Genomic DNA, 22,655 nt, shown 5'->3' with positions numbered 1-22,655 from the left:
TCCAGCGCATTGGCTACGACGACTGCCCGCAATTCCGCGGGACGAGAGCCATGGCCTCCGTCTCAAGGGCACCGCACCTGGCCTGAGCGTGAAGGAAGTGTGAACTACCGCTGTTCCCGCTTCGCTCACGCCTCGGCGAGGCCGATACCCCGGAATCACGGGGAATCCGGGCCATCAGATTGCCCTGGCCGACGGCGGATATCTGGAGATCTGGGGCTCAGGACTTCACGGCTCAGAGGCATCCGAACTCCGTTCGCGCGATGGGGCTCAGGATCGGTGGGATAGCCAGGCGGCGACAGTGGATCGCCAGCGCTCATGATCGGAGTTCCACGTCATCGTGTGATCCGCGTCGAAGAGTTCGAGCTGAACGAGATCTGCACGCAGCGCTGCAAGCTGGCGAGAGACGGCAGGCGGCGCCGAGTCGTCGTTCTCTCCGTGGAGGATCAGAGTTGGGACGACGAGCTCATATGCCCGTTGGATCCAGTCGAGATCCCGGAGAGGGATGCTGCCAGGCAGACCGATTGCACGAGCAAGCAGGGGCGATGTGAGCCACGGGAGCGCAAGGAGCCCCGCCGCGGCCGGCAGCCCGGCACGAGCGCAGTTCGCCTTGATCGTCGCGACCCAGTCGAGAACGGGCGACTCAAGCACGAGCCCGGCTATCAGCCGCCCGTAACGCGGCCGTGCAGCGAGCTGGAGTGCGACCTGCGCTCCCATCGACCAGCCGAAGAGAACGAGCTGACGCGCGCCCTGATCGATGGCGTACTGGATCGCAGCGTCGACGTCGTCCACTTCAGCGGCGCCGAGCGTTGACCGACCACTTCCGTTCCTCGGGCCTTCGCCGTCATTCCGGTAGGTGGCGACGAGCGACGTGTAGCCCTGCTCGGAGGTGACCTGCACTCCGCGCAGCGTTCCCGCTCGCGGGCTGCCGAGCCCGTGGATATGGATTGCCCAGGTCGCCGGGTGCTCACCGTTGCCATCGACGCGCCACGCCGGTGCGACGCCAGACGGAGTGGGGATGCCCACGTCGTGAGCGGTGAGACCTGCATCGGCTGGCGTCATGAAGCAGATTCCGCTCCACGACGCGCGCCCGTGTATTGACGGGCTAAAGCCCGGTGCGGTCCCCGTGACAACGCGTGCGACGCGCCCAGGTCCGCGATCAAGAACCTCATCAGATAGTTGTAGCCAGCCGCCGCCTAGGAACAACAGGGTAAACACACCCGAGGACTCAGTTTGGTCGGTTCGGTCGAGCACGATCGCTTGCCGGTCGCCATCCTGTTCGACGCCACGGATGGGCAGATCGAATCTGCGCGAGCTCGGAGGGGCGGTCAGTCGGCGCCCGATCACCAGTCCAAGGCCCAATGCCGAAGATGTCACGACAGCCACCGCGCCTGCCAGCGCGATCGGGCCTCTCACGCCGCACCTTGCTGCGACTCGTGCCGGGAGGCGTGCTCCCCCGACGCGTCAAGTCCAGCTCCGTCGGCCCCGAGGAGATGCCGCTCTGCACTCTCGAGAACGAGTCGATCGTTCGCGCTCAGAGAGAACGACACTCGCGGGTCGATCATCGCGTCGCGAATCTCGACGACTTTCCGATGCAACTGCGCCTCGAGATCCTCCGTACGCACGGGTGCGGCATCCGATTGGCTCAATCCCGGCCGGACGATCGTCGCCGCTCGCCATGCGGGCGACAGTTCGTTGATGAGCGTGCGTGTTCGCGCCGCCCTCCGGCGCGCGCTCAGGTAGCGCACTGTCGGCTGCCCAGCGAGTCCGACGCAGAGGAAGAGGAAGGTCAGGAGGTAGAGCGGGCTATACGCGATCGAGACAGCACCCATCACGTCGACTCGCCCGACAAGGTGCGCGACGTCCATGACGAGGACCACGACACAGAAGACGACTCCGAGGAGCGCGCCGACGACGAGAGAGCCGGCTGGCAAACGCTGGACACCAGTACTGAGCCCATACTGGCGACTCGCGAGAACTGCCATGGTCCCAACGACGATCCCGTAGTAGCTGAACTGGATCATCGAATATGCAGCGGCCGCAGGTTGCGCTCCGAGATCGATCATGAAGTTGGTTGTCGTATCGCCACGGTCGATGAGTAAGAAGGCGACCACGACGCCACCCAGAGCAACAAGGAGGGTTGTGGGGCCGAGCGCAACGCGGACAGGGCTGGGCTGATACTCCCCCGCTTTCATGATCCCCCGGCCAAGAAAAAAGATCCCGATCATCAGCGCGCAATCCCCGATGAGTGTCGCAACATTCGAGCCATCGAGGAGTGCATCGAGGGGCCGATAGACCGCATCAACATTGATTGTCATGGCGACGGCGATCGTGATCGCCGCGTAGGTGATGCTTCGTTCGGCTCGTCCACGGCGCAGGATGAGCAGGCAAAGATGCGGAAGCAGTCGCAAGAGCTGGCCGAAGTGCTGGCAGCGCTCGGGCTGTACTCCTAAAGACAAATGTTTCCCCCGAGCTTGCCGAGCTGCTTGCCGCCCATGGTGACCCGCCAAGTATGCCGACGTACCGCGGCGACGCGATGGAGACCCTGCGAGCCATGAACGTGGTCGAGAAGCTCTGCGCCACCCCCGGAGGCGGTCGCAAGGCGTGAAGCCATGGACCGCTACTTCAAGATGTGGGCACCGACCTCAGCTTCGGCAGCCCGGGCACTGACGGCGACGCGCAGGAGGACGCCCCTGCGGGCGCACCCGGCAACAAGGGTTGCGGGTGGCGCGCCTGAAGCGGCTAGGCCATCGACCGACGACGTTCGATCAGTATTGAACCGCTCCAGGAACTGGTCCCACATAATGGCCTCATGCTGGAGCTGACGGCCAATTCGCCCGACGAGTGGGAGGAGGCATCGAAGCGTGCTGTTGTGTCGCTTCGTGCGGACGCGCTCGGCGGAGACTTTCGTGGATCTCTCGCGAGAGAGGACCTGAGCGGTGCCTTCGCGCTGGTCCGCGCGCGATCATCACCCCATCGACTCTCGAGAACGGCACCCCTCATTGACGGATCGGCCGACTCCGGGATCCTGCTCCAGTTCAATTTAGCCGGCACGTCGTCCGCGCAGCAGCACGGCCGGTCGGTAGCCGTTGCGGCTGGCGAGGCGACGATGTATGACACGAGGCAGCCATACGAATTGGCGTTCCCAGAAGCGATCGACTCGGTGCTGGTGCAGATTCAGCGCGACCACTTGGCATTGTCGGAACGCGGCCTGTCCTCTGCGATGACAACGCCTATCGATCACCGAGTTCCTCAGTGGGCTCTGATGCGCGAGTACCTTCAGGTCGGACTTCGCTATAGCCTCCCGTCAGAAGATGGGACGGTTCGCACTCTCGTGGCGGACACGCTCGGTCAGCTCGCGATCTCCATTGCCCGCACGATCGCGGGCCAAGGAGGTGACGGTGACAGCGCGCGGTCGGTCGCGCTCTTCGCTGACTTGCGGCGCACAGTCATTCGGGAACTTCCCAATCCCGACCTGTCGGTGGGTTTCCTCGCCACCGTTCACAGCGTCTCTGTTCGGACGGTTCACTCGGCCTTTACGACGAGAGGAACCACTCCGGCAGCGTTCATCCGCGCGATGAGAATTCGCCGCGCCTGTGGCTTGCTTCGCGGCACGGACATTTCAATCGTCGACATTTCGGCTGCATGCGGCTTCGCGGAAACTAGCACATTCGTGCGCGCCTTTCGCCGCGCCATCGCGACGACGCCAAGTGTCTATCGGCGGAGCCGGGAGGCGCCTCCTCGGGAATTGCAGGAATCGCCCGGATTGGGTGCACTGAATGCCTCGATGGGTCAAAACGAGCCCCCATAGGGTGTGGTCACGATCAACCGACATGAAGGAAGACAATGAGCACACGAGTCGCTGCCGTGCAGGCGGAGCCGGAATGGATGGATCTCACCGCTACGACCGACAAGACGATCGCGCTGATGGCCGAAGCCGAGTCACAGGGCGCCCGCCTGGTCGCTTTTCCTGAACTATGGCTGCCCGGCTATCCCGTCTTCCTTCTGAGCACGAACGCCTTCGAAGAGCTTCCCTACGTCGCCCGATACCGGGCAGAAGCACTGGCCGTCGACGGACCGGAGATGCTGCGAATTCGGGCTGCGGCGCGGGATCTGGGAATCATCGTAGGTTTCGGGTTCGCAGAACGTGGCGCGAGCACCCTATACATGTCTCAATGCGTCGTCGATGAACACGGAGCGATCGTCTTGCACCGGCGAAAGCTCAAGCCGACCCACGTGGAGCGCATACTCTTCGGTCAAGGCGACGGGAGCGACTTGCAGGTGGTGCAGACGAGCGTGGGAAGGATCGGAGCCTTGAACTGCGCGGAGAACATGCAGCCGCTGTCCAAGTTCGCACTGATCGCTCAAGACGAGCAGATCCGCATCGCATCATGGCCGCCGCTCAACTACTTTGGTGGGGCGATGCTCAGCGCAGAGGGCACGATCGCGCTAAATCAGTCGAATGCCATGGAGGCGAGCGAGTTCGTCCTGATGTCCTCGCAGATCGTCACTGAGAAGGGCGTCGCGGTATTCAGCTCAGAGGCGGGCGGCGAAGCCCCGCCATTCCGGGGTGGCGGTTACGCCCGGATCTTCGGTCCCGACACGACGCTGTTGAGCGACACGCTCCCGCCGGATCAGGAAGGAATCGTGTATGCCGACATCGATCTTGGCTTCATCGATATCGCCAACCACTTCTTCGATCCGGTTGGGCACTATTCACGTCCGGACATCTTTCAGGTGACGATCGACCGCCGCCGCAAGGCGGCGTTCGAGGAACTCGTGACAGCGGACACACGCTCATACCCACCCCTTGACGCCGACGATTAGCGCAACTCGGCCCCGCACAGTGATCATTTCAGCGACGCCACCGCGGGCTGGGCGTAAATGCCGGCGTCCGGTCGCGTGGCGCAACACCGGCTGCCTTAGAGCGCAGTATGATTCACGTCTGCGAGCCGCACCAGTTCCAGCCGCGCCCGCCGTGACGAGCCCGACCGTTACTTGATCTCTCTTGGCGTTGTCGTCGTGCGGTAGACGGGCGGACGACCGGCCCACCGGCGATGTTCATGGCGAGGTTGATCTGGCGCAGGCTCACTACAGGATCGAGAGCCCGTCGTTCACGGATGGAGACCGCTGCCGCGCCCCGCGCACAACCGCTTCCGCGCGCGCGATGGAGCAGTCGGGTTGGTGCTCATAGGGTTAGACCCACGCTCACCAAGTCGCGACGCCAGGGCCATTGAGCGGGCGACCAGCCGCCCCGAAGTACTCGACACCGATTGAGTCCGGTGTGTCGCAATCCTGGGAGAACTCGACACCTCGGTAGTACATACGCATGTCGTATCCGATGCGATGCGTTCCTTCTCGATCGTTTGCCCGCGGATCGGCTGACCTTCCCGCCCGTGCGGCGCTCGCAACACTATCCCGACGTTCTCGCCCGAGTGTCGCGGGTGAGGTGCCCCCGGGCCGCATAGAAGGCGACCGTTTTCGGCTGACGATCCCGTCGCGATCGGCCGTGTGGTCGTCCGTTCACGAGACATCATCATTGAAGATCGTGTGGGGGTCGCGGTCCTTCCCCGGACGGTGAAGCGATTGCCACGAAGCCGCTCGAAAAGAACGTCGCCGCAACGAGGATATGAGCGGCGCTGCGGGCTGTCCGCGCGATCAGTTGCTGTCGGCACTTACGGGCGGCCAGGAGGAAATTCGCCGGCACCGAGCTTCCGGAGGATGTTGGTCACTACATGTTCCGGTGGATCAGTGACTAAAACGCTTGCGCCGTGCTCGTCGTCCTCGAGGGGTTCAAGCGTGTCCAGCTGGCTCGTCAGCAAGGACGTCGGCATGAAGTGTTCAGCCCTCGTCGCCATCCGACGTGCCAGAACCTCCGCCCCGCCAGAGAGGTGCACGAAGAAGATCGAAGCTGGTGATCTCGCCTGCAGTCGCTCGCGATAGGCACGTCGCAGCGCGGAGCAGGCGACGACGGGTGGCGAGCCACGGCGACAGCTCCCCGCGATCTGGTCTGCCACTCGGTCGAGCCACGGCCATCGATCGTCATCGGTCAGCGATTCGCCTCGCGTCATCCGTTCCACGGCATCAGCCGAGTGCAGGTCGTCCGCATCGTAGAAGAACCGCCCCATCCTGTCGGCCAGGAGTCGGCCGACAGTGGACTTTCCGCTCCCGGAGACGCCCATGACTATGATCGGAGTCTTCGGCTGCAGATCGGTCACCAGTCGTGCACCGTGCCGTCGAGCAGGCGGTTGTAGGGCAGGTAGGCCTGCGCGTAGGGATACTTGCCCGATTCGTCCACGTCGAGCTCGACGCCCAGGCCGGGTGCATCACCGGGGTGCAGGTACCCGTCAGTCCAGGTGAACGACTGTTGGAAGACCTGGTCGGTCCGCGCGCCGTGGCGCATGTACTCCTGGATGCCGAAGTTGTGGATCGACAGCCCCAAGTGCATGGCAGCTGCCATGCCGACGGGCGAGATGTCGGTGGGTCCGTGCATGCCTGACTTGATCTGGTACATGGCTGCGTAGTCGAGCGTCTTCTTCAGCGGACTGATGCCACCCATGTGCGTGACCGCGCCACGGACGTAGTCGATGAGCTGATCGCGGATGATGTCCTTGAAATCCCAGATCGTGTTGAATATCTCCCCGATCGCGAGCGGGGTGGTGGTGTGCTGCCGGACGAGTCGAAGCGACTCCTGATTCTCGGCCGGCGTGCAGTCCTCGAGCCAGAAGAGGTCATAGGGCTCGAGATCTTTACCGAGGCGAGCGGCCTGGATGGGGGTCATCCGGTGATGCCCGTCATGCAGCAGGGGCAGGTCTGGACCGAACTCGTTGCGTACCTGCTCGAAGACGCCAGGTAGGTGATTCAGGTATGCCCGGGTGTCCCAGTCCTCCTCGACGGGTTTGGTACCGCGGCGAGCCGGCTCGTGGTCGTACCGCACCGTTGCGTCGCCGACATCGGCTCCCTGAGCGGCGATGCCGTAGATCGCCTTGAGCGTCGGCACACCCGTCTGCACGCGAATGGCCTTGAAGCCCTCTTCTTGGTGCGCACGGATCGAGTCGAACAGCTCGGGCAGCTCCTTCCCGGACGCGTGGCCATACGCCATCAAGCCGTTGCGTGAAGCGCCCCCCAAGAGCTGGTACACCGGCATCCCGGCCGCTTTGCCCTTGATATCCCACAGCGCCATGTCGACCGACGCGATCGCCGCCATCGTGACCGGGCCGCGCCGCCAGTATGCGGAGCGGTAGAGCAACTGCCAAGTGTCCTCGATCCGCGAGGCATCCGCGCCGAACAGGAGGGGGACGACGTGCTCCTTGAGATAGGCGACGACCGCGAGCTCGCGCCCGTTGAGCGTCGCGTCGCCCAGACCGGTCAAACCATCGACCGTCGTGAGCTTGAGGGTCACGAAGTTGCGGTCGGGGCTCGTGACGATGACTTCGGCTTTGTCGATTCTCATGTCTGCTCCTTCAATGAAGCGGGGTTAGGGTCATGGCCGGCGAGGCACGCGGCGACCTGCCTGGCGATGACGGCGGCGTTCGCGGGATCGTCAGCGAGATGCGGGTCAAGCAGGCGCAGCAGCGCGGCAGCGGGCTCGCGAGAAGACGCGGCGCTCGCGATCGCGTCGGATTCCGGATCGGCGTCCACCCGGCCGCTGAGGACACCGGCGATCCAGCCGGAGATCGCCAGCAAGATGCTGTCCGGCGGGGGTCCCGCGGCCGAGAGGATCCGAACCACGGGAACGGCTCGGATCCTCAGCTTGGCGAGCGTGCCCGTCGCGATCTGGTCCAGGCGGTGGACGATCCGGCTGTTCCCGAATCGCTGCAGGAGGTCGTGTCTGTAGTGGCGGAGATCGATGTCGTCCTCGCGCAAACCCTCGCTCGCCTGGTCCCAATATGCATCCACCCAGTGCCGCACGATGGGATCCGCCATGGCGTCTGCCACGGTCGTGTGGCCTCGCTGTCGCGCTGTCGTCGCGAGCAGCGTGTGTGCGCCGTTGAGGAACCACAGTTTGCGTCTCTCGTAGGGGCCCACATCCTCGACGATGCGCGCCCCGGCGCGCTCCCACCAGGGGCGGCCCGCGGGGAAGGACCCGCTGAGGATCCATTCCGAGAATGGCTCGGTCACCACCATCGACCGGTCGCGGTATCCGACGGAGCGTTCCAGAAGCTCGATATCCTCCGCAGTGGTGGCCGGCGTGATGCGATCCACCACCGTCGACACGAAGGAGACCGAGCGTGCAAGCCACGCCGCGAGTTCCGGGGCGATGCCCGAAGTGAGCGCGATCATCGCCGCACGAACGGTGCGGCCGTTGTCCGGCAGGTTGTCACAGGGAACGATCGCGATGGGCGCCCCCGAATCGAGCCGACGTCGGTCCAGCGCGTAGGCGAGGCGGGCGAGAGGTGTCGCAAGAGGCGGAACGAACCCTCGATCGCTCCCCCGGGTCCACGCGTCGAGGTCTCGCCGGGTCTGCTCGTCGGTGTCGTCGAGATCCCCGTGGGGGTCGAGCCGGTACCCCGACTCGGTGATCGTCAACGTGACGATCACCACCTCCGGGGACGAGACCGCCGTCGCGAGCGCGTCGAGGTCGTTCCCGTCGCACGCTCCCACGAGGTTGGGGATGATTGCCGGGGTGTCTTTCTCCTCGGATCGCTCGACGAGGGTGAACAGACCATCCTGTGCGGCGAGAGTGCGCGCTGCGTCCGGCGAGCGCCCGGTGAAAGCCAGGACGCCCCATTGATTCTCGTCATCCACCGCCGCGGTGTACCAGAGCTGATGCGCGCGGTGAAACGCGCCCAGACCGATGTGGACGATTCGTACCGGCGGGCGCTCCACAGGATGCCCGATGAGTTCGGCCGCGGTGGCGGCCGTGAGCAGCGGGACATCCTGTACGCGGCCCCGCTCGGCGGTGTGCAGGATCACAGTTTGAATGCTCTTCGGGGGATGGCATCGGTGAGATCCACGGCGATGGCCTCAGCTTCGTCGAGCGAGAGTCGCTCATCGGCGACCATTCGAGCCAGGAATCCTGCATCCACCCGGCGCGCCATGTCATGGCGAGCCGGTATGGACAGGAACGCGCGGGTGTCGTCGACGAACCCCGACCCGCGATAGAACCCGGCGGTCTCGACGGTCGCGGCTCGAAAGCGCTGAGCGCTCTCGGGTGCGTCGAGGAACCACCACGGCGCGCCGATGTACACACTCGGGTAGAAGCCGGCGAGCGGCGCAATCTCCCGGGAGTAGGTCGTCTCATCCACGGTGAATAGGATGAGCTGAAAACCGGGTGCGGTTCCGAACTCGTCGAGCAAGGGTCGCAACCCCTGCGCGAAGGTGGTCGGCGCGGGGATATCGTGACCGCGGTCGGATCCGTACGCTGCGAAGGAGGGCGCATGGTGATTTCGCAGTACGCCGGCATGAATGGTCATAACGAGCCCGTCTACCGCGGACATGCGAGCGCTTTCGAAGAGCATGTGCGCGAGGAATGACGTCGCGTCTGCCGCGCTCGCGTCGCCGTTTCGCGCGCGTTCGAACAGCGACGCCGCCTCGGTAGCGGAGAGCGGGGTCGTATCAGGGGAAACGACTCCGAAGTCGGCGGAAGTCGCACCCGCATTGACGAATCTCACGCGCTGAGCGGCGAGAGCGCGAAGATAGCCGTCGAAGCCCGATTCGCCCGCTTCCTCCAGCAGGGCGGCGACGCGCGTTCGCCAGTGCGGATGCGCGGGATCGATGTAGGCGTCCGGCCGGAAAGTCGGTCTTATGACAGTGGTTATCGTCGAGTCCTCAGCGAGTCGGCAGTGCTCGGCAAGTGAATCCAGCGGGTCATCGGTGGTGGCAAGCACGTCGATGCGGAACCGTTCGAGAAGAGCCAGCGGGCGCATCTCCGGTTCGCTCAGGGCATGGGATATCTCATCGAATAGGAGGTCGGCCGTCTCCCGGGAGATCGGGCGATCGATACCCAGCACGTCCGTCAAGGTGGAGCGAAGCCAGTACCCGCTCGCCGTTCCGGCGAAGACGTGCCAGCGCTGGCAGAACATGCGCCACAGATCGCGGGGATCAGCTCCAGCGTTCGGATCGTCGAATCCGAACGCGTCCAGGCTCACCCCGTCCGCGTGCATCAGGCGCGTCACGTAGTGATCGTCGCGGATGAACATCGCCACCGGGTCGGGGAAGGCACGATTTTCGATGAACAGCGTCGGACTGACGTGCCCGTGCGGCGAGATGATCGGCAGGGCGGCCGTGAGCGCGTAGATGCCCCTCGTGAGGTCGCGTACGCGAGGCTCGGCGGGAAATAGTCGCGAAGACACAGCAAGGCTCATTGATGCACCGCTCCGTACCCGGTTGTCGTGCGCCTCTGGGCCGAGCGGCTCATCTCTCGTCCTCGCTTTCGTTCGCGGCAATCCATCGCTTCCTGAGCTGATGGGCGACGAGCTTTGGCCTCCGGTCGCGGGTGAACACGCCCTTCCGGTTACCGTCGACCCTCGTTACGCCCGCGGACGTCTGGAAGTCAGCGAAGTTCCAAACGTGCTCACCGACAACTTCCTCGATCCGGTCGAAGACGCGATGGTAGACGTCGATCAGCTGGGTCTGGAACTCTTCGCTCCAGGGCTGGGTCAGCACGGAGTGGAGACCCGCCATGGTGTCAGCGCCGTACTCGGTGATGATGATAGGCCGGCCGAAGGTCTGCGCCCACCCGCGCAGCTCTGTCTCGAGTCGGACTTCGGCCAGCTCCAGATCGCCCGGATCCGCGTACCAGCCGTAGTAGCGATTGAGGCACAGCACGTCGAACAGATCGGCGAGTCCGTCATTCGTGAAGGTACCCCGGTACTCGTTCGCGTACGTCACAGGGCGCGTCGGGTCGAGCTCACGGGTCATGTTCACAAGCGGAAGGAAGTAGTCGCGCGCACCGGATTCGACGGACTCGGGTTCATTCGCGATTGACCACATGACGACGCTGGGGTGGTTCTTGTCACGCGCGATGAGTTCGCGGATCGATTGAGCGTGCGCGTCCCTGGTGCGGTCGTTGAACATGGTCTCCGAGAAGGCGTTTCGGTCGGCACGACCGTGGACTCCCCCGCCGATTCCGAGGTTGAGGCCCACCGCCGGCGTCTCGTCGATCACGACGATGCCGTGGCGGTCTGCGTAATCGAGGTATTCCTCCGCGTACGGATAGTGGGAGGTGCGGAAAGAGTTCGCTCCTACCCACTTCATGAGAGCGAAGTCATGGACGAGGAAAGCCGCGTCGTAACCCCGCCCGCGGATCGCGCTGTCCTCGTGCTTGCCGAACCCGCGGAAGTAGAACGGCTCGCCGTTGATGAGAAATTTCGAGCCGTCGATGCGAACGGAGCGGATGCCCACGCTCAGCGTGTACTCGTCGCCGAGGCTGTCGCTGTCGTCGTCGTGCAGCTGCACGCGGAGCGAGTACAGATAGGCGCGTCCGGGCTGCCACGCCGCCGCGTTTGTCACTCGAAGCGAGCCCTCCGCCTCGTCGGCCTCGGCCACCACGATGCCGGAGGCATCGCGAAGGGTCACGAGGACCCGGCCCCCGCCATGAACCGCGACCTCGTAGTCGACACGTCCGTCGCGACCGTCGAAGTCGGTGCGTACGGTGATGTCCTCGATGAACGCGGCGGGAGTGCTGTAGATGTGGATGGAGCGTGGCAGACCGGCGTAGTTGTAGAAGTCATGCCGGTATTTTTGTGTGCGCCGGCCGAGTTCGTTCGTCTCGACCGTCCCGGGCGGGATTGTCTCGTTCGTTAGTTCGTTGTTGACCCCGATGGTGATTCTGGCCTCCTGCCCGGGTCGCGCAACGCTGGTGATGTCCGCCTCGAACGGCGTGTATCCGCCCACGTGATGCGCTACGAGCGCGTCGTCGACGTAGACCACGCCTTCGTGCGTCGCCGCGCCCACGCGCAGTACGATTCGTCCTCCGTGCCACCCACGGGGCACACGAACGGACCTTTGGTACCACACCCAGCCCACGTGGTCGTGTATCCGTTGATCCGCGAACACATCGTTGTAGCTGGCGGGCACGGGCGCCTCGAGTGGGGTGTCCAGGAGATCAGACCAGGGGCGCGGGACGTTCTCATCGCTCAATGCAAATTGCCAAAGCCCGTCGAGCGAGAGCAGTTCCCGAGTTGATGAGCTGATCGGGGTGAGCATCTGTGTCAGTTCCCCTTGAGACGGCATCGGAGGTCGGCGGCGAACCCTGCGACGGTGTCGGGGTTCAAGAGCCCGCGAATGTAGAAGGTGGTGCCAGCCACGGGGAGCCGCTCCGGGAGGGTGTCAGCAAGTTCCGAAAGTTCGTCGAGCGCTACTCGGGCTTTGTCGCCGCTTGCCGACCCACCGTCATCAAGAGCGACAGCGACGGCGAAAGCCGCCACGATAGCCCGCCGGAAGAGATCGGCATAGAGAACGAGAAGGTCGAAGGTCTCAACCAACCGCTGACCGGCATCCGGGTCGACCATGATCGAGGGCTCGACGCGCGCCCGCAAACCGCTGGCTCCGGCGAAGGCACGGTCCTTCTCCTCGACGATCGCTGCGAGGTTGGCTGATGTGATCGCGACCGTCGCCGAGGAGCCGGGATCCCACTGTTCACGCCCGTGGTACCCGTGGGCCACGAAGAGCATGTCGTCCAGGCTGCCCGGCACCTTGCTGCTGAACTGAAAGACATGGTCTCGTGTGAAGACGATCTCGCGCAGGACGGGCCACGTGTCGGCCATGACGGCGATGAGGCGCTGAGGGTCGGCGACGACGTCGCGCCCGGGCTGGCTTGATTCCGGCAGCAATGACGTCCGGATGCCGCGGGTAACCCACGTCTCGTGGATCGTCAGATCAGGCAGGCTCGGATCCGCCGCGAGTAGCGATGCGGCTATCGCGTTGACTTCGTTGAGGCTGTTGAAGACACTCGTGTCATCGATCAGTTCCCAGTCCGTGCGGAGTATGACGCCCTCTGCACCGTGACGTGCGCTGTACTCCAGGCGTGACCTGATGTCGTCGAGCAGATCGCAGGGCACGATGCCCAGACCGACGTACTGGCCGAAGACGTCGTACTCGATCCATTGCCGTAGACCGTCCGTGTGCCCGATGAGAGGGTTGTCCGGGAAGGTCGGCCAGAAGTCGTGTGGCACGTTCTTCAGAGCCATCACGATATCGTTCGAGACCGCCTTTGCCGCCGGAACGAGGACGCCCTGCTGTCCGGCTGAGTACGCGAAATCTCGCACCACGAGGGTCTTGCCGAGCATCGCCATCGGTCCATGCATGGCGCGGATCATGATTTCGTACCACACCTGCGGATCCGTTGCGAGACACCGCTCGCATTCGCAACTTCCCGTCGCGATGGAGGCCTTGCTCTCTCGGGTCGCGAGACTGACGACGATTCCCTCGATTCCGGGAAGCAGTTCGAACAGGTCGCGTGTCTTGGCTCCGAGGTACTCGGTCCAGAAAGGGTGCGTCGGACACACCGCCCCGTCCGGCCCTAGGAGATCCGGTTTCAACTCGATGAGCTGCTCGGGAAAGGAGAGCTCCTTGACCTCGAGAAACACGCCGGCACCGATCTCGTCCGCTCGCGCGATGACCTGATTCATGTAGAGGCGGTTGGCCAGAAGTCGGGAGCGAAGCACGGGCCACCGCGAGTAGAAGGTCTCGGAAGAGATGTAGGTCGACGGGAAGACGAGGGCATCGATCAGATCGTTTTGGTGAAGCACGAGCGCATTCATCCCCGTCGACTGCATGTGCGCCAGAGCCTCTTCGATGGCCGCCCAACGCCACATCCTGGCATTGTGGATTTCCAGTGCTCGAACGCTGAAGTTGTTCATTCGCTCCCTTACCGCCAAATCGCAGGACCCCACGTTGAGCGTCGCTGCCGCATGGGTATGCTAACCGCGTGGCAAATCAGTGCGCAGTTGTTGCCATCCGTTGCCACTCTGAGGAGGACGTCCATGTCGGTGACGATCCGCGAGGTGGCAGCACGTGCCGGTGTCGCGACATCCACGGTCTCGCGCGCTCTGACCCGCCCGGATCGCATCGCGGAGGCCACACGCGCAAAGGTGATACAAGCGGCCGAGGAGTTGGGTTATGTGTCACGGCGTTCGGATCTGAAGCAGCGCAAGGGCGTCATCGCCCTCATGGTTCCTGACGTCACCAACCCGTTCTACTTCGACATCATCCGTGGAACGCAGGGGCACCTGCAGGCGGCGGGTTTCCTGCAGATGCTGATCGATACGGGCGAGGCGGCGGGCACAGAACGCGATCTGCTGAACCGCCTGCTGCCGATGGTGGACGGCATCATCCTGACCGCGACTCGCCTGGACAGCGAGACTCTTCTGGCGCTCGCGGCCAAAATACCGCTCACCGCCATCAACCGCGTCTCAGACGAAGTCCCCGGTGCCCTGCTCGACACGCGAATCGGTCTGCAGCAGGCGCTCGATCACCTTCGAAGCCTGAGTCATCGGAACATCGCATTCGTCGCGGGTCCGACGGGATCGTGGCAGAACTCCTGGCGCTGGCGGGAACTGGAGTCGTTGGCGCGTGAACGGGAGATGACCGTCCATTCTCTGGGACCGTATCCCCCGCAGCTGGAGTTCGGAGCATTGGCGGCGGATGCCCTAATGATGACGAGCGCGACCGCATGCGTCGCATTCAACGACCTTCTCGCGATCGGGATACTCCAGCGCCTCGAGCAACGCGGCGTGGCCGTACCGGGCCGGATGAGCGTCGTCGGCTGCGACGACATCTTCGGAGCGTCGTTCTGCACCCCACCGCTCACGACCATCTCCGGGGACGCCGCGCAGGCCGGCCGTATCGCGACGGCGAAACTGCTCGCACTTCTCGCTGGGCACGCTGTCGATGGCCATCCTGTGACCGCGATCCCCACACGCCTCCTGGTAAGGGAATCGACGGGCCCGGCTCCCTTGGCTACTTGACCGCACCCGCAGTGAGGCCACCGACGAGATACCTCTGAAAAACCAAGTAGAGGATGACGACTGGCGCCGCGGAAATGAGCGAGACGGCCATCAGCTGACTCAGCAGTGGGAGTGGGCCGCCCTCCTGCGAGGCAGCGAAGTTCTGCAACGCGATGGCGACCGTGCGAGTCTCAGGCGAGGTGAGCACCGAAGCGAAGATCACGTCGTTCCAACTGTGGAGGAAGGCGAAGATGCCGGCGACGACGATAGCGGGCCAACTCAGCGGGATCACGATACGCACGAGCACCTGAAGGTGACTAGCCCCGTCGATGCGAGCTGCTTCTTCGAGTTCGACGGGGAGCCCCCGCAGATAGGTGACCATGATCCAAGTGGAGAAAGGCAGCGCGAAGCTCAGATAAGCGATAAAGAGCCCCCATAGGGTGCCCACAACCATCACGCCCAGATACATTCCCACAGACGAGAACACGACAAACACCGGCAGCACCATGAGCGTCCCAGGGATGCTTTGGAAAGCAAACAGGCTTCGCAGGACCACGAAGCGACCGGTGAACGCGTAGCGAACCAGGACATACGCCGTGCCGACACCCAGGAACGCAGATGCTATAGCGACGCTCACCGCCACGATTGTGCTGTTCAGAAGAGCGGATGCGAGGTCGACAGTGGTCCAGATCTTGACGTAGCTCTCGAGAGAGAAGGAGCTTGGCCAGATCTCGCCACTGGCGACGCCGGCATCGGTGTTCATGGAGGCCAGAACGATGTAGGCCATCGGAATCAACACGATGCCGAGAAGGAAGACCGTGGCGGCCACGAGCAACGGTCGTGGCAAGAGACGCGTCACATCCTTCGACGCGTCTCGGCGAGCCGTCGCTCGCGGGCGGGCCTGGCTAGTCGTGATGGTCATCGACGGCCTCCTTCGTCGTGGACATCGAGCCGAGCGACCCGCAGGTAAATGAGCAGCGGAATCAGAATGAGGATGAGGGAGATAACAGCCATCGCGGCGCTCAGCCCGAACCGGAAACTCTGGAAGCTGGTCACGTAGGTCAGAACAGGCAGAACGTTGACGTCGGCCGGCGCCGGAGCACCGAAGAGCACGTACGCGAGACTGAAGTTGTTTATGTGGTTGAGGATCCCGAGGAGCGCCGCGAGCGCGACCGGCCCTTTCAGCTGCGGCAGCACTACGTAACGCAGTTTCTGCGACCACGTCGCTCCATCGAGCGTCGCTGCTTCGTACTCCTCGATGCTGATCGCCTGAAGGCCGGCGAGCGCGAGCAGGTACACGAACGGCCAGCCGTTCCACGTCTGCACGAGGATGAGCGCCCAGTACGAGGCCGGTCCATTCAGCCACAGCACACCATCGCCGCCGAGCAGGCCGATGATGCTGTTGACGGCACCGTCGGGTTGGAGCATCGTGCGCCACACACTCGCCACTACGAACAGTGGCAGCACGTACGGCACAAGGAAGAGCGACCGGATCACCGCGCGTCCTCGGTAAGCGTTCTGCGTGACCAGCGCGGCGAGCACCCCGATCGGAACCGTCAGCACCATGGTGATGAGCGAGAACGACACGGTGATCCAGATGGACCGCAGCAGCGCAGTCTGCGTTATGGCGTCGACGTAGTTCTGCAGTCCCACGAACGGCGCTTCCAGCCACTGCCTCAGCGTGTATTGGTCGAGGTCCGTGAAGGATATGTAGATCGCCAGGAGGAACGGGATGACGACGACCGCAATCATCATCACACCGCCGGGTAGCAGGAACCAGAGAGGCCGATCGCGCCTCCGCCTGCCGGTTGGCCGGCGGACCTTCGCCGCGACCACGTCCGGTCGCGTCGTCGTCGAGGTCTCGGTGACCACTCTGGTTCCTGCTTTCGCTTACTTCTGTGCCGCGGCGCGATCGACCGCGTCTTGTGCGGCCTGCTGCGCCGTGGCGAGTCGCTGTTCGAGCGCCGACGAGGGAACCTCTCCGGCGCTCAGCTCCGGGATGCTCTGGACGACGACATCCGTGAGCGCAAGCTGCACATCGGCCCACGCACCATTGAATGGCGTCGGCACCGACATCTGTTGCGCCTCCAGGGACGGCGCAATGAGCGGGTCGTCCGCACCGAACGCCTCCGCGGCGGCCGCGTTGTTCGGGATCTGGCTGAAGGTCTCCGCGTAGGACGCCTGGACGTCTTCGTCGGTGATCATCTTCACGAACGCGAGGGCGAGGTCCTTGTTGGGACTGTAGTCCGCGATCGCGAGATTGGTGCCCGAGAGGATGCTGGCGGCCTCGGTTCCGCCGCTGGGACGTTCGTCGAACCCTGGCGGGATCGTCGGCATCAGCGTGTAGGCGTATTTCCCGGCCACGGCGGACGCGTCGAACGCAGGAATCGTCGCCATCGTCGTAAGAGGAAGGTAGGCAGCCTTGCCCTCGGAGAAGGCAGCGACCGCTTGAGCGTTCGCCCAGCCGACAGAAGCGGGGTCCACAACGCCGTCTCCAGCGACCCATCCGAAGTAGGTCTCGTAGGCGTCAGCAACCTCCGGCGCATCAAGGGTGGCTTCGTCCCCATCGATCAAGGTGTTGCCTGCCTGGTTGGCCATCGCCCAGATGAACTTCCACGGGTCGAGGTTGTCCTTGTACGCCACCGCGAGGCCGTATTGGTCCCCGGTCGTCAGTTCCTTAGCTTGTTCCGTTAGCTCATCCCAGCTCGTCGCCGGCTCCTCGATGCCGGCTGCGGCAAGAAGTTCAGTGTTGTAAGCGAGGAGATACGGACGCGTGACGAAGGGAATGCCGATCTGGTTCTCGTCATCTGGCCCGGAAAGGCCCAAAGATGCCGGCGCGAATTTATCCCGGCCTCCAAGCGCGCTCCACTCGGCGTCGCCGAGTTCCAGGAAAGCGCCTGTGGCGAACGCGGTCGGCGTGAAGGTCGTGGTGAGACCGTAGATGTCTGGGCCCTGGGATGAGATCACCGACGTCTGCAGACGCGTGAGCTGGTCCGCAGCGTTCGCGAAGGTCTCGAACGTGACTTCCGCTCCGGTCTCCTCTTTGAAGCGCTCGGTCATCTCATCGAACCAGGCCTGCTGTTCCTCGGGATACTGCGGGTTGGCGCTGATGTACACCTGCAGAGTCTTCCCCGTGCCGTCGAGGGAGGTCCCCTCCGGCGCGGGAGCCTGGCTCTGCTGCGACGTGCATGCGGTGACAACGCCGACTACTGTGGCCGCGCCAAGCACGGCCAGTGCGACGCGAGTTGATTTGCGCACTTCATTCCTCCTTGAATTGACTGCCGGACAACGGCTGGGTGCACGGCCGCGGCTGCGCGGCAACTCTCATCAGATTATGTTTCGGCACATCAAACGGAAAAAGTTGCCAGAGTTTGCCAGGTGGGCCTGCGCTTGCCCGGCACCGAGTCGCTGCACCTGGTCTACGAGGTAGGGCGATGGGGTCGAACGACACCCCACCATTTGTAACGGCCGTCGCCCTAAGATCTGACTCAGAATGCCGAGGGGGGAAAGATCGCGATCAGAGGCGACATGTTCGGGTCGGCCATGGACGGGTTCGATTACGTCGGCGATGTCCGACCCTGCGGACGGGGCTCCGTTACGGCCCAATCGTCCGAGATGCTGCGCCACACGCCCTGAGCTCTCAAGCTTCCCGATCTGCGCTCAGCGGCCTTCATCGGATAGACCCCTCCCAGCGGCTTCGCGACCAGCGCCCCACGCACCGATAAAGCCTGACCCATGTTCCCGGTATCTGAGTTGAGGCGATGATCGTCTCTCGGACGGAGTCCACGAGATCCCTGCTGACCACCGGCCCGCAGTTCCGGTGTCGGCCCCGGGAATGTACCGGCGGTGAATCGACCGCGGTCGGTGCTGAAACCCTCGCTTTGCGCGGCTCGGAACATCGGCGCCATCAATGTAGAGGATCGTTGGCCGCCACCCTTTCGGGCGATCGTCAACAATTCCGTGACCAGCGCCCGCTCAGGGATCGATCAAAGCTTGATGTCGGGTTCCCGCTTCTTCAGATCAGTCGTGAGCCAGCGAAACACGGTCATCGATGACGAGGGCGAAGCGGCATAGGCACGGAGGTAGCCCCGGCTCGCGAACTCGAGAGCGTGACGGCGTGGCTCCGTGTACACGTCGAGAGGCAGCATCCCACCCCGGAAACGCGCGCGGGATACCTCGGCGACCCTCGCCCGCAACGCGACCTCATGAGCGGCGAAGTACTCCTCGGCGATCGCAAGGATCTCGCGCACGACACGTCGGTTCTCCGAACGCTCCTGCAACGCGTGCACCAGATCCGGAGGAGTCGGCTCGTCCTGATCTCTGACTCGCGCGATGTCCTCACCGCTCCGCTTCTGCGCGAAGAAGGCGTCGGCCGCTGCATCGTTGTGACGTCGCTCCGGCGCTAGAACCCGGTGAAGCCGATTCTCGGGCAACCCAGCACGCGCGCGGCGACGCTGCAGGCGCCTCGCTTCATTCTCCCGCTCACGATACGTCGCGCGTTGGTCAGGAGTTGGCGACCATGCCGCGTCGCGGCCGGCAGCTCGGCCACGGTCGACCGCGCGGCGTCGCACCTCGTTCGCCTTCTCCGGGTCAGCAGCCTCACGTGCCCGCCGGCGCTCAGCGATCGCATCGCGGTTGCGGTGGTAGTAGTCGCGCTGAGCCTGCTTGTGAGTCTCCGGGTGCTTCTGCTTGTAGCGCTCGCGCGCTTGCTGACGCTCCTCCGGGTGCTCGGCAGCCCACGCTCTTGCGCGATCGATCCCTTTCTGGCGGCGCGCCTTCTCCTCCCGTTCGCGCTGAGCACGATCGCGCTCCCGCTCGCGGTTCTTCCGGCGGATGTCCTCGCGATTCCGCTCACGGTACTCGGCGTAGTAGGTCGGGTGCGCGTCGTTCCATGCCTTCCGCTGTGCGGCCAGGCGCGCTGCCCGCTCGTCATGGCTCGGCTGCGCGTCACTCATGGTGGTCCACTGCGAGAACACCGTCGAGCTCAGCGAGCGCGGTGAACAACTCCTCGCGCGTGGCGGTGGGGTCGGTGATGGCTCCCGCGAACAGCGCGCGCATCCGTTCCCGCTCGAGGTCGGACACATCGCCGAGCCGCGCGAGGCACCACTCGATGTCCTCGACGAGGCTGTAGCTCGGATCATCCACCTCGATGCCGGGGTAGTACAGGAACGCGAGCACAGCCACGTGCTCCAGGACGGCGTCAGCGCGCTCACGATCGCTCATGGCATGAAGGTGCGCCTCCCCCACCCAACGCCTGCCTGCGCACGATTTCGCTCGCGGGTTCGCCGCGCGAATGAAAAAGCTCGTGCGAGGTGGGTCGTGACGGAGCAATCGCCGTGACCTCAAGCCTCCTTCTCACTCAGGCTGACCCTTCGGGAACGCGCGCTCCAGCATCTCGGCCGTCGCCGGGTTCACCATCTCGTTGCGTCGGATGTAGTGCTGAATGGTGATCTTCGGGTCGGTGTGCCCCAGCAGCTCCGCGGCCAGCTCGACCCCCGCCTGCTCGTTGATCGCTGTTGCCACGGCGCGACGGAAGGCATGTGGGGTCACGCCGGTCATGTCGGCGATCTCCATGACACGGCGCAGTTGCCGGCGCACATTGTTCGTCGAAAGAGCAGTTCCTTCTCGGCTGCTGAACAGCAAGCCGTCGAGCGATGCGTCCTCGAGTCTTGCCAGCCTCCGTCGGACTGCCTCGGCGGTAAACGACGGAATGGCAACGGTCCGCCGCGACTGCGCCGTCTTCGGATGGTCCTGCCGCTGGGTGGGTTCGCCCTTGTTGCTGATGATCGTGCCCGCGATGCGAATAGACGGCATCGAACTCGTGATGTCAACATCGCGGCGACGGATTGCGAGCACCTCGCCGATCCGCGCGGAGGTGCCGAGCATGACCTCGACGATGGCACCCAACTGGCCGTCGGGCTTGGGGCCGGAGACTGCGCGACCCGTCTCCCACACGGCGATCGCCGCGCGAATCGCCGTGACTTCGACAGGCGTCAATGCATCAGGTGTGCTGGACGGCCGGTGCATGCGCGAGACGTGATCCATCGGATTGCGCAGCAAGACCTCGTGTCGCACCGCGAGACTGAGCGCGAGGCGAAGAACCACCCGGGCGTGCTTCGCGCGGCTGTAGCTCTGCCGTGCCAGTTGCTTGAGGAAGTGATCGCACCGTGCGACGCCGATCTCGCGCAAGGTCAGATTCCCAAGCGCGGGCAGCACGAGGGTGCGCATGTTTCGCTCGTAAAGCTGCCGTGTGCGCGGCGCGAGTCTGCCCTCGAGGTCGAGGTCGTCCAGCCAGTACACAACGAGATCAGAGAGGAGACTGTCGGGAGTGAGTGACGATGTCGCCGGCTGGAAGAGGCTGCGAGTCGAGAACTTCACTTTCAACGCCCGCTCGGCCAGAGCCTCGGAAGCCGCCGTGGCCTGAACCTGACGCGTCCTTCCATCCCAATCCCGATAGCGCGCACGTGCGATGACCCGACCGCCAGGCGCAGGCAGAAACCCGATCTCGCCGAAAGTGCCGACCGCGAGACGCTCCCGGCTCATCGGATCACCGCCGTTGCGTCGGTGGCAGCGGCTCGGGTTCCTTCTGCGCGTCGACCCACGCCTTCACATCGGAAGCGGCGAAGGTGAGGTGCTTGCCGTAGTGGTGCGCACGAGGCGCACGCCCCTTCGTCCGCCACTCGTAGATGGTCGACACCGGAACACGGAGATAGTCCGCGAGCTCGGTGATGTTGAAGAGCTTCTCGAGCCCCCATTGCTCGAGCGACAGGCTGTTCTCGGCGTCCATATCCAAGAGGTGCGCAGAGCGCCGCCCGGCCAGCCGGGGTCAACCGCCGCGGAACCGCAACGATCGAGGCGAATCGGCGCACGACACTCGCGGCGACGTCAATTCGGTAGGTTTTCGGTGACGTGGTCACATCTCACCAACTAAGAAGTCCCGGGAACCCTTAGGTTCCCGGGACTATCCAGTCGGGATGACAGGATTTGAACCTGCGACCCCTTGATGCCGGTTCAAATCTCGTGTTGCGCTAAAGGAGCGGCTGGCGCTTCATCGCCGAGGTCGGCGCGCGCCCGTATCGAAGAAGCCGCTCCTTCCGCGACGAGCTCCGTCAGCGGTCATGTCCCATATCGCGCCGACGCTCGTCGCGGCGCAGTTCTATGCGCCCACGAACAAGCTCCCTGTAGACGCTCACATCGCCGAGACGCCCAGGCTTTCGATCTGCCGCCGCAACCTCCATCGGGTTCGAGAGGATCACGCCCTCGCCGACCGCAAAGTCGAGAAGCAACTGGATCGCGTCGCGCGAGGAGGCGGCGGCCTCCTCTGATGCGGCCCGCTGAGCAGCCAAGTGATGTTCGATCCGGTCCGCGGTAATCTCGCCGATCGTCAAATCGCCGAACGCCGGCGTGAGCAGCGTTCGAACCACGCGTTCACACCGCGCGTACGTAGCCTCGCTCACATCGGAGAGCCACGCGAGGTCGCCGAGCCACACGTAGGCGAGTTCGTCGAAGGGGTCGTCGGGAGTGAGATAACGCCAGGCATCGATCTCCGACAGCCGGAGTCGCTCCGCGATTCGGAGTTCCAGCCGTGCGCGGGCGTCCGTCGCGGTGTCTGCGGTGGCTGTGACTCGGTGGAGTTCTCCATCCCACAGCCGCAGTCGCGCGATGGCGCATGTGCGCCCATTGCCGACGGAGCGGGTGGTGATTGTGCCGTGTGTGCCGAGTTCGAGCGGCGGTCGCCCTGTTCGCATGTTGCACCTTCCCTGCCTG

General features: G+C 64.3%; 19 protein-coding genes. 3 read left to right on the top strand and 16 right to left on the bottom strand.

The annotated features are described in order from the left end of the window. Nucleotides 1–267: 267 nt before the first annotated feature. Nucleotides 268–1,413 carry an alpha/beta hydrolase family protein gene (locus QNO12_RS08205; protein WP_257503817.1) on the bottom strand — a complete coding sequence of 382 codons (1,146 nt, stop codon included), beginning with the start codon at nucleotides 1,411–1,413 and terminating at the stop codon, nucleotides 268–270. After that, a complete protein-coding gene (locus tag QNO12_RS08200) occupies nucleotides 1,410–2,408 on the bottom strand; it encodes a DUF6545 domain-containing protein (RefSeq protein ID WP_257503818.1) in 999 nt (332 codons plus the stop codon). The genes QNO12_RS08205 and QNO12_RS08200 overlap by 4 nt, the downstream gene beginning before the upstream one ends. Before the next feature lie 401 nt (nucleotides 2,409–2,809). On the opposite strand from QNO12_RS08200, the gene QNO12_RS08195 reads away from it, so the two are divergent. Next, nucleotides 2,810–3,808 (top strand): helix-turn-helix domain-containing protein, encoded by a 999-nt coding sequence (locus tag QNO12_RS08195; RefSeq protein WP_257503819.1) that lies wholly within the window; start codon nucleotides 2,810–2,812, stop codon nucleotides 3,806–3,808. Nucleotides 3,809–3,843: 35 nt separating this feature from the next. Then, nucleotides 3,844–4,824 carry a carbon-nitrogen hydrolase family protein gene (locus tag QNO12_RS08190; RefSeq protein ID WP_257503820.1) on the top strand — a complete coding sequence of 327 codons (981 nt, stop codon included), beginning with the start codon at nucleotides 3,844–3,846 and terminating at the stop codon, nucleotides 4,822–4,824. A gap of 848 nt (nucleotides 4,825–5,672) precedes the next feature. Here the strand turns inward: QNO12_RS08190 and QNO12_RS08185 are convergent. The 6 genes from QNO12_RS08185 to QNO12_RS08160 all read right to left on the bottom strand — a co-directional run bounded on the left by QNO12_RS08185 (nucleotide 5,673) and on the right by QNO12_RS08160 (nucleotide 13,691). Next, entirely contained in the window at nucleotides 5,673–6,215 is a 543-nt protein-coding gene (locus tag QNO12_RS08185; protein ID WP_257503821.1) for a gluconokinase, read from the bottom strand. Continuing rightward, complete coding sequence (gene manD / locus QNO12_RS08180; RefSeq protein WP_257503822.1) at nucleotides 6,212–7,450, bottom strand: D-mannonate dehydratase ManD; 1,239 nt, start codon at nucleotides 7,448–7,450, stop codon at nucleotides 6,212–6,214. The genes QNO12_RS08185 and manD overlap by 4 nt, the downstream gene beginning before the upstream one ends. Beyond that, nucleotides 7,447–8,913: a mannitol dehydrogenase family protein gene (locus QNO12_RS08175; protein WP_257503823.1), complete on the bottom strand. Its 1,467-nt coding sequence runs from the start codon at nucleotides 8,911–8,913 to the stop codon at nucleotides 7,447–7,449. The genes manD and QNO12_RS08175 overlap by 4 nt, the downstream gene beginning before the upstream one ends. Then, on the bottom strand, nucleotides 8,910–10,292 hold the full coding sequence (gene uxaC, locus QNO12_RS08170; protein ID WP_308495367.1) for a glucuronate isomerase: 1,383 nt from the start codon (nucleotides 10,290–10,292) through the stop codon (nucleotides 8,910–8,912). The genes QNO12_RS08175 and uxaC overlap by 4 nt, the downstream gene beginning before the upstream one ends. A 61-nt stretch (nucleotides 10,293–10,353) precedes the next feature. Further along, nucleotides 10,354–12,147: a beta-glucuronidase gene (uidA, locus tag QNO12_RS08165; RefSeq protein WP_257503825.1), complete on the bottom strand. Its 1,794-nt coding sequence runs from the start codon at nucleotides 12,145–12,147 to the stop codon at nucleotides 10,354–10,356. 5 nt (nucleotides 12,148–12,152) lie between these two features. Then, on the bottom strand, nucleotides 12,153–13,691 hold the full coding sequence (locus QNO12_RS08160; RefSeq protein WP_257503826.1) for a hypothetical protein: 1,539 nt from the start codon (nucleotides 13,689–13,691) through the stop codon (nucleotides 12,153–12,155). Between QNO12_RS08160 and QNO12_RS08155 the strand changes: the two genes are divergently transcribed. Continuing rightward, nucleotides 13,683–14,909 carry a LacI family DNA-binding transcriptional regulator gene (locus QNO12_RS08155; protein WP_257503827.1) on the top strand — a complete coding sequence of 409 codons (1,227 nt, stop codon included), beginning with the start codon at nucleotides 13,683–13,685 and terminating at the stop codon, nucleotides 14,907–14,909. The two genes, QNO12_RS08160 and QNO12_RS08155, sit on opposite strands and share 9 nt — an antisense overlap. Here QNO12_RS08155 and QNO12_RS08150 read toward each other — a convergent pair. From QNO12_RS08150 to QNO12_RS08115, 8 genes are all read right to left on the bottom strand, one after another. Continuing rightward, nucleotides 14,902–15,810, bottom strand: coding sequence for a carbohydrate ABC transporter permease (locus tag QNO12_RS08150; protein WP_257503828.1), 909 nt, complete (start codon nucleotides 15,808–15,810; stop codon nucleotides 14,902–14,904). The genes QNO12_RS08155 and QNO12_RS08150 overlap by 8 nt on opposite strands. Continuing rightward, on the bottom strand, nucleotides 15,807–16,643 hold the full coding sequence (locus QNO12_RS08145) for a carbohydrate ABC transporter permease (RefSeq protein WP_374761046.1): 837 nt from the start codon (nucleotides 16,641–16,643) through the stop codon (nucleotides 15,807–15,809). Before QNO12_RS08145 ends, QNO12_RS08150 begins: the two co-directional genes overlap by 4 nt. A gap of 135 nt (nucleotides 16,644–16,778) precedes the next feature. Beyond that, the gene (locus tag QNO12_RS08140; RefSeq protein WP_257503829.1) at nucleotides 16,779–18,146 is read right to left on the bottom strand and encodes an ABC transporter substrate-binding protein; all 1,368 of its coding nucleotides are present in this window, start codon (nucleotides 18,144–18,146) and stop codon (nucleotides 16,779–16,781) included. 728 nt (nucleotides 18,147–18,874) lie between these two features. Beyond that, nucleotides 18,875–19,843, bottom strand: a complete 969-nt coding sequence (locus tag QNO12_RS08135) for a hypothetical protein (RefSeq protein WP_257503830.1) — start codon at nucleotides 19,841–19,843, stop codon at nucleotides 18,875–18,877. Beyond that, entirely contained in the window at nucleotides 19,836–20,111 is a 276-nt protein-coding gene (locus QNO12_RS08130; protein WP_257503831.1) for a hypothetical protein, read from the bottom strand. Before QNO12_RS08130 ends, QNO12_RS08135 begins: the two co-directional genes overlap by 8 nt. Nucleotides 20,112–20,243: 132 nt before the next feature. Then, complete coding sequence (locus QNO12_RS08125; protein ID WP_257503832.1) at nucleotides 20,244–21,431, bottom strand: tyrosine-type recombinase/integrase; 1,188 nt, start codon at nucleotides 21,429–21,431, stop codon at nucleotides 20,244–20,246. A 4-nt stretch (nucleotides 21,432–21,435) separates the two neighbouring features. After that, a complete protein-coding gene (locus QNO12_RS08120) occupies nucleotides 21,436–21,675 on the bottom strand; it encodes a helix-turn-helix transcriptional regulator (protein ID WP_257503834.1) in 240 nt (79 codons plus the stop codon). Nucleotides 21,676–21,997: 322 nt separating this feature from the next. Next, on the bottom strand, nucleotides 21,998–22,636 hold the full coding sequence (locus QNO12_RS08115) for a phage integrase central domain-containing protein (protein WP_257503835.1): 639 nt from the start codon (nucleotides 22,634–22,636) through the stop codon (nucleotides 21,998–22,000). Between the last annotated feature and the right edge of the window lie 19 nt (nucleotides 22,637–22,655).

The sequence above is a fragment of the Microbacterium sp. zg-B185 genome, assembly GCF_030246885.1.
In the GTDB taxonomy this organism is placed as follows: domain Bacteria; phylum Actinomycetota; class Actinomycetes; order Actinomycetales; family Microbacteriaceae; genus Microbacterium.
The sequence above is the reverse complement of the archived record's forward strand: the minus strand, read 5'-3'. Positions and strand labels throughout refer to the sequence as shown.